We start from the raw sequence: 6,129 nt of genomic DNA on the forward strand, positions 1-6,129 counted from the left end.
GGCTTCAGCTACGCGCTTACACAGCGCCGTTACCTTCTGGAAATCTGACAAACACCCGAGCGAAGTATTCACCGCGGCTCCCGCACCATGCTGAGATAGGTTGGATCGAATTCGGCGATTGCCTGCAGTCGGTGCCAGTTCAAAATGGTCACAGTGTAGTTCGCCCAGCTTATCACCCCAACTTTACGCAACGCGCCGATCACCCGGTTCATATGAACAACAGACAGGCCAAGCACGTCGGCCAGCTCGGCCTGTGACAGTGGCAGGTGGAAACTCATGCCGCTCGTGCGCTTCACGACCTGCAGGCGCACGAAAAGCTCGCAGACAAGGTGAGCAAGATGCGCTGTCTTCGACCGCCGCCCCATGGCCACGATCCACTCGCGGTGGATCGCGCCGTCTACAAGAGTATCAAGCCACAACAGCCGGGTCAGATGTGGGGCGTCCTCTGTGATGACCCGCAGGCGGCTGTGCTCTGCGATAATCACTCGACAGGGCGACAACGCCACGGTGCCGTGGTCCATCGTTTTCAGAAGGAAGGCGTGAAGGTCGACAAAATCGCCCGGCACCTGCAATGAGGTGAATTGCCGCCCGCCATCCTCGAGCACTTTGTAGCGGGCGGCCAGACCCTCAAGGATCAACGTGCTGTAGGTTGGCCTGGATCCCGCTGAAACCAGGTCCTGTCCGGTCGAAAAATCCTTCTCGAACGACATGGCGCCGGCCAACAAAGCCTTTTCCTCGTCGGAAAGAACATCGTGCTGGCCGAGGTTGAGATATAGGGACTCAAGCATCCTAGCCTCCAGCAATCGCGCCTGAACGCCGATCGCCGAGGGTTATTTGGAAGCGCACTGCACGGCTTCGGACCTCTAGGCCTTCGGAAGATGGCGGACACAAGCAATTGTTACAATGCACCCCATCATACTGAAATGCCATCGCTGCGGAACAATGGCGATCAACCCGAATTAGAACACGATGATAGCGTCGGGTTTTCCGAAGATGCAGCGCTTCTATTTTGACGTCTACGACTCAGACGGTCCAGAGACGGACACTGAGGGGCAATTGTTCGAGACGCCCGAACGAGCGAGAACAGAGGCGCTTCGGATATTGCACGACATCGCATACGAGGAGATGCCCGATGTCAATCTTGTGACGATCACAGTCAAAATCCGAACCGACGGTGATCGGCAAATTTTCGAGGCGTCACTCACCTTGACATCAGATTGGAGTCGTTAGACATACTAACGGTAGTCGGGAGCATGCGCAGCTAAACTCGCGCCTAGTTCGATTCGCTCAAAGAATCCAATATGCGGAGACCGGAACTCGGCTTCCGGGGTTTAAGCAGACGTTGCTGCCGCGCCGCCTTCTCAAACGCAATGAAGGCGATATCCGGCGTACAGGTTCCTTCCCTTGCTGCGACGAGAAGGCGAGCAGCCTCCCTGTAGACGTCTGCCTCTTTGTTCGGCCATTGCCCACCCAATGCTAGCTCAGCCTCGGTGATCGATGACACCTGCATCAAGCGTCCATCTACAAAGCGGATCAAGAGCGGTAGAAACTTACCCATCGTGCGCGAACCCCGTTTTGCGAGATCGGCACAACGCGACGGTCGCGAAGTGGTTGCATCCTTGAGCCTGCGTGAGACGCGGCTTGTCGGCTTCGCCTTCAACATGGCACGCGCGACTGCCAAACAGCCGCATCCGTCCGCAGCGTGCCGTAGCGCGAGATTTCGTAATGCTCGACAGCCTGTGCCGCCGCCAGCAGGCCCGCGTCAAGCGATGGCGAGCCGTTATACTCTTCCATTATCTCGGCACCTTCCTCGGTGATACCCATGATGGCAGCACAGGTCTTGCCGACTGGCTTCTTGCCAATGGCCTCGAAAACTCCCTCCAGACGAGTTACGTGCTCCTCAGTCTGGCCGCGGTGCTTCTCGAATGCTGCTTTGAGCTCACTGCTCTGTGCCACCTTGGCCATCTTTGGCAGGGTCGCTAGAATCTTCTTTTCGGCGAAATAGATGTCTTGTTGTGCGGCTTCTACTTTGGCGCGAATGGCGGTGTCCGGTGAAACGCGCGGCCGTTTTAGGCCGCGCCAAGAAATCAGCGCGAAGCTTCGTAGAGCTTGGCTGCAATTTCCATCATTTCTTCGGGTGCATAGTCTGGAGTGAAGGCAGAAGGCACGCCGCTTAATTGGTGTATCTTACCTCCATCAGGCATACCTTCGATGACTTCAAGCTCGCCGGGCGGGTCACCGGGAAGCGCCGTTTCGCCCTGTCCCCATATTCCTGCAATGTCCTTGTAGTCCTCCGGACTGAATGTATAGAGCCGTCGGTGCGAACCCTCATCAAGGTATTTCTGGCACTCCGGAATGTTTCCGAGATAGATGTTTGGAGTCGGCAGCATCTTCTCGATTTCAACGCCTGTCAGGTTCTTGATTGCCAGCGCATAGGCGTGCGCGTGAACCGAACCCCGCACCAGGAGATAGCCGCAAACCTCACGGCCGGTCGGATCAGTTAGGGACTCGTAGACCCGCAGCTTGTGCAGTCGGGCCCCGCATTCCAGGTGGAAATTATGGAGCAGATCAACGATGACATTTCCCGTCGTCGTGACAAAATCCATGTTCCAGGACGAACCGTTACTGTTCATCGGCATGGCCCCGCCGGCATTGGAGAAGAATGCCCCAGCCAGGCGAATGTCCTTCATTGCCTCATAAGGTGCGCCTGAGATGTCCCCGCCGTCCTTCTCATCCGCGCCTTCGAGGTCAGGGCCGTTGTTCAGCATGGCAACGCCGTTACTGACGAGCTCGACGTGACCAAGCTCCTCTGCGGTTATTGCTGCCACCAGGCCGTAAAAGGGCTTGAGCTTCGACTTGCTACGAAAATTGAAGCTTTGGAACAGATAGTTTCCCAGGGTCGACATTTCACCGTATTTGCCCCCGAGCAATTCTTGCAGGGCGGCACCCGCGTTGGGATCCACCTGGGTAGGAGCGGGTAGTTCAATCTGTAACTTGTCCACGCGCAAAAACATTTGGAGCTTCCTTTGATTAGAGTTCAGTGAAGCCCAACTTCCCCGCATGAGAGTTGTTCCGCAGCCGTCGCGGTGAAAGGTCGATTACAAATCGACGAGTTCTGACTAGCAGTTCTGCAAAGATTCGACGCTAAATTCGGCATCGGCCAGGCCGGCTAGGAGCGTACTGAAGGGGCCGGGCCCAAGCTTCTTCGCAAATACGTGTGACGCCGGGATACTACATCAAATGCAAATGACCGACGGGCATTTAGGGCCCACGGTGGATGAGTCGCTGGCAAATCGAACGGGCGCCGGTGATTGAGAGTGAACATCGTACTCCCGCCCTTAAAAAGGAGTTCCGCGATGGACAAACGCGAGGAATGCGCCGCCGTTTCTGCTCATGACTATTCGGTCATCAAGGGTGCCTTCAAGGCTAGGGTGGCTGAAGGGCTGCCTGAACATGTGTGGGCCGAAGTTGCCGAGAGAATGGTTGGCGATTTGACCAGGTCGATCAACATTGATCCCGAGCTAGTCATGAGGATAATCCGCAGATGACTCAACGGCGCGTCGACAAGGAGAAGTTTGAGCGGGCCGACCGCGAGGCGAAGTTCGCGCTCGAGACAGAGCGGCGTCATCGTGAAGCGAAAACCGCGCGTCTTCGTGAGCAGCGGCTCGCTGCCGGAATGGCGAATGCCAACCCAGAGCGAAGCTACTCGCCGAAGCTCTCATCGTAGGCAAATTTGAACACTTAGCCTTGCCGTTCGTCGACAACCTGAACCAATGACTTTGCGAGTGTCGGACGACAAGCTCGCGGCCAGTAATTTTTTCTTAGCGCGTCGATCGCAGTTGGACTATTCCCAACGGGCCGAAAGGCTCAGCCCACTTTGTCCGTGCTGTTCGGTTCGGCCCGTATCCGGCCGCACAACGCGAGATTAAGGGCGACGCCACCGTCCTCGTCCAGCAACTCATTCGCGCGCTTCAGAGAGTTCTCGGCTCGTTTTACACCCTGTCTGGTCTTTGGCCACTTCGAGGCGATAAATTTCAAACATCTTCCCGCGTCCTTTGCGGTATCTATGAAAGGATGCTGCCCGTCGAGCCTGCCAATAGCGGCAATAGATAGATTCCTCTGACTGTACGGGATCTACCTATTGCAACTCATCCCCTAGGCCTCAAACCGGCTCGGCCGGCGGCCGTCATCACAAACCGGCTCGGCCGGCGGCCGTCATCACCATGAGCGGATCAGACCATATTCGCCGACAGCCCGCGACAGCGGAATCCGACCTAATTCACTTGGTCGCGGGTCACCCCGCCTGATCGGGCAAAGAGCCGCTAGGCGGTACCCAGCCGGCCTGACCTATACGCCCGACACTGGCCCGAACGCTTACGGCAATGCCAGGGACGGGCGATAACCAAATTTTATGCGCCTGTCTCTGAGCGCTTCGGCACCAAGTCGGCAACCGTTGCCGATTTGCAGCCTCTGTCCTCAATACACTCTCGCGGTTCAGGCCCATGGAACCTAACGCCTGATTTAAGATTAGGGCCGGATGAGCACACGCGGAAACAGATTTTTGCAACATTGGCTTAGCGACAACGTGCCTAGCGCGAGGGCCGACGAACCGCGGAGACGCAGCCTGGAATCAGTCACGGGGATGAACGAACCGCGGAGACGCAGCCTGGAATCAGTCACGGGGATGCTTGATCGCATCGGCTGTGGCTATCTCGTACTGAACCGCGAAAGAAAAGTCATCGAATGGAATGCCGCCGCTCAAACCACGCTGGAGCGCCAGGGCGAGCCGGCTGATACAGCCAGCGAGCTTTCGGTAGCCCTAAAACGGCTGATCGCGAATGTTCCGGCCCATTTCCTGCCGGGCTCCCTCTCTTGGGTGGTGATCCGCAGCATAGGCGACCGGCCGGTGATACTGAACGAGCAGGGAGTTATCGCTCCTGACGGAACGAGCATTGTGGCACTGCTGGACCGTGAGAACAGATCAGGGCCAAATCCTCAGACACTGCAAAGGATGTTTGGCTTGACGAGCGCGGAAACGCACCTCGCGTTGCGCCTGGCACAGGGCGAGGCGCCTTTAGAGATTGCCCGCAGCTGGCGCTTGAGCCGCACCACAATCCGGTCCCAGCTCGCCTCGCTTTTCGCCAAGACCGAAACAAAACGTCAGGCGGAATTGGTGGCTCTTCTGGGGCGCATTTCGGTCTTGCCATAAGGCCGCCGTTTATAACCGAGCGCCAGGTGTCAGTATCCGACCTGGGTTTAAGGCGACCGACATTTGGGGCGGTTCAATATAGCTTGGCACGTCGCGCGTCGCGCCGGCGGAGACCGCTTCGGGTCCATGAATTTCGATCCCGTTTGTTCCGGCCGCGCCGGTGGCTATTTCCCGCTTATAAAAGAGTAGGGGATTGCCGCGCGAGAACGTTGCGCACGTTCGACACCTGCCATTGACCATCGCGCGCTGTGTGCACACCCCGGTTGTTCAGGGCGATCGCCAAGCCGCGCAGGCTTGTGACGCCAGAGCGCCGGATGGAGTCGATGATCGGCAGCACGGTCTGGGCAAATCTGTCAGCCTCCCGGATCGAGTTCTTCCGACCTCTCGCTGCAGCTTCCGCTGTGTTGGTCGGATTGCCGAGCTTCATTCCAGTGGTCTTGCGAGAGGCGAGGGCGGCCTTGGTCCGTTCAGAGATCATACGCCGCTCCTTCTCGGCCAAAGCGGCATAGAGGTGCAACATGAACGGATCGGCATCAGCACCGAGTTCGGCCACAATGAAAGGGACGCGCTGGACCATCAGGCCGGCAATGAGACACCCGCCCGGGTTGCCTTGGGGGCGGCACTAGCCGGTGTAAGACTGACAGGGTGCCCAAGGCTCCGCTGTCTGGGTCCTGTCATCGCTCAGTCACTATTTAGTTGTGCTGCCACTGCACCCTGCGAAGGCAGCTCAAAGCAGCGGGGACTAACCCCAAGCCCCCCACCCGGTCCCCGCTGCTCATTTACCGTCACGGAACCCCGAAGGTCCAGCCGACCCAGAGCGCCATCTTCAGCGCCCGTTCAGCGACCTTCGGCCGTGCCTCCTCCTAGTCCTCCCCGACGCCGCCTGAGGAGATCACCGACGCAAAGGCAACCCCTCAGGC

Annotated in this window: 8 protein-coding genes and 1 pseudogene; 4 read left to right on the plus strand and 5 right to left on the minus strand. The window is 58.0% G+C overall.

Annotation, left to right across the window (positions count from 1 at the left end; genetic code table 11):
- Positions 1-68: 68 nt before the first annotated feature.
- Positions 69-788: a Crp/Fnr family transcriptional regulator gene (locus tag NMG80_RS02360; protein ID WP_254016656.1), complete on the minus strand. Its 720-nt coding sequence runs from the start codon at positions 786-788 to the stop codon at positions 69-71.
- Between the two features lie 205 nt (positions 789-993).
- On the opposite strand from NMG80_RS02360, the gene NMG80_RS37715 reads away from it, so the two are divergent.
- The gene (locus tag NMG80_RS37715; RefSeq protein WP_436798531.1) at positions 994-1,230 is read left to right on the plus strand and encodes a DUF6894 family protein; all 237 of its coding nucleotides are present in this window, start codon (positions 994-996) and stop codon (positions 1,228-1,230) included.
- Positions 1,231-1,273: 43 nt separating this feature from the next.
- Here NMG80_RS37715 and NMG80_RS02365 read toward each other — a convergent pair whose 3' ends face one another.
- From NMG80_RS02365 to NMG80_RS02375, 3 genes and pseudogenes are all read right to left on the minus strand, one after another.
- A complete protein-coding gene (locus NMG80_RS02365; protein ID WP_367185909.1) occupies positions 1,274-1,663 on the minus strand; it encodes a DUF982 domain-containing protein in 390 nt (129 codons plus the stop codon).
- A gap of 20 nt (positions 1,664-1,683) precedes the next feature.
- A pseudogene (locus NMG80_RS02370) lies at positions 1,684-2,040 on the minus strand (YciE/YciF ferroxidase family protein); the annotation flags it as partial.
- Positions 2,041-2,087: 47 nt separating this feature from the next.
- Positions 2,088-3,014 (minus strand): manganese catalase family protein, encoded by a 927-nt coding sequence (locus tag NMG80_RS02375; protein WP_254016657.1) that lies wholly within the window; start codon positions 3,012-3,014, stop codon positions 2,088-2,090.
- A gap of 342 nt (positions 3,015-3,356) precedes the next feature.
- Between NMG80_RS02375 and NMG80_RS02380 the strand changes: the two genes are divergently transcribed.
- From NMG80_RS02380 to NMG80_RS02390, 3 genes are all read left to right on the plus strand, one after another.
- Entirely contained in the window at positions 3,357-3,548 is a 192-nt protein-coding gene (locus NMG80_RS02380) for a hypothetical protein (protein ID WP_254016658.1), read from the plus strand.
- Complete coding sequence (locus NMG80_RS02385; protein WP_254016659.1) at positions 3,545-3,727, plus strand: hypothetical protein; 183 nt, start codon at positions 3,545-3,547, stop codon at positions 3,725-3,727. Before NMG80_RS02380 ends, NMG80_RS02385 begins: the two co-directional genes overlap by 4 nt.
- 957 nt (positions 3,728-4,684) lie before the next feature.
- The gene (locus NMG80_RS02390) at positions 4,685-5,209 is read left to right on the plus strand and encodes a helix-turn-helix transcriptional regulator (RefSeq protein WP_236372117.1); all 525 of its coding nucleotides are present in this window, start codon (positions 4,685-4,687) and stop codon (positions 5,207-5,209) included.
- A gap of 175 nt (positions 5,210-5,384) precedes the next feature.
- On the opposite strand, the gene NMG80_RS02395 is transcribed toward NMG80_RS02390, so the two are convergent.
- Positions 5,385-5,786, minus strand: coding sequence for a recombinase family protein (locus NMG80_RS02395; RefSeq protein ID WP_254016660.1), 402 nt, complete (start codon positions 5,784-5,786; stop codon positions 5,385-5,387).
- Between the last annotated feature and the right edge of the window lie 343 nt (positions 5,787-6,129).

The organism is Mesorhizobium escarrei, from assembly GCF_935825525.1.
Lineage (GTDB): Bacteria > Pseudomonadota > Alphaproteobacteria > Rhizobiales > Rhizobiaceae > Mesorhizobium > Mesorhizobium escarrei.

What these genes read in the sequence shown, in the direction of transcription:
- NMG80_RS02360 (WP_254016656.1), bottom strand. Translation starts at nt 788, where the DNA reads ATGCTTGAGTCCCTATATCTCAACCTCGGCCAGCACGATGTTCTTTCC.
- NMG80_RS37715 (WP_436798531.1), top strand. Translation starts at nt 994, where the DNA reads ATGCAGCGCTTCTATTTTGACGTCTACGACTCAGACGGTCCAGAGACG.
- NMG80_RS02365 (WP_367185909.1), bottom strand. Translation starts at nt 1,663, where the DNA reads ATGTTGAAGGCGAAGCCGACAAGCCGCGTCTCACGCAGGCTCAAGGAT.
- NMG80_RS02375 (WP_254016657.1), bottom strand. Translation starts at nt 3,014, where the DNA reads ATGTTTTTGCGCGTGGACAAGTTACAGATTGAACTACCCGCTCCTACC.
- NMG80_RS02380 (WP_254016658.1), top strand. Translation starts at nt 3,357, where the DNA reads ATGGACAAACGCGAGGAATGCGCCGCCGTTTCTGCTCATGACTATTCG.
- NMG80_RS02385 (WP_254016659.1), top strand. Translation starts at nt 3,545, where the DNA reads ATGACTCAACGGCGCGTCGACAAGGAGAAGTTTGAGCGGGCCGACCGC.
- NMG80_RS02390 (WP_236372117.1), top strand. Translation starts at nt 4,685, where the DNA reads ATGCTTGATCGCATCGGCTGTGGCTATCTCGTACTGAACCGCGAAAGA.
- NMG80_RS02395 (WP_254016660.1), bottom strand. Translation starts at nt 5,786, where the DNA reads ATGGTCCAGCGCGTCCCTTTCATTGTGGCCGAACTCGGTGCTGATGCC.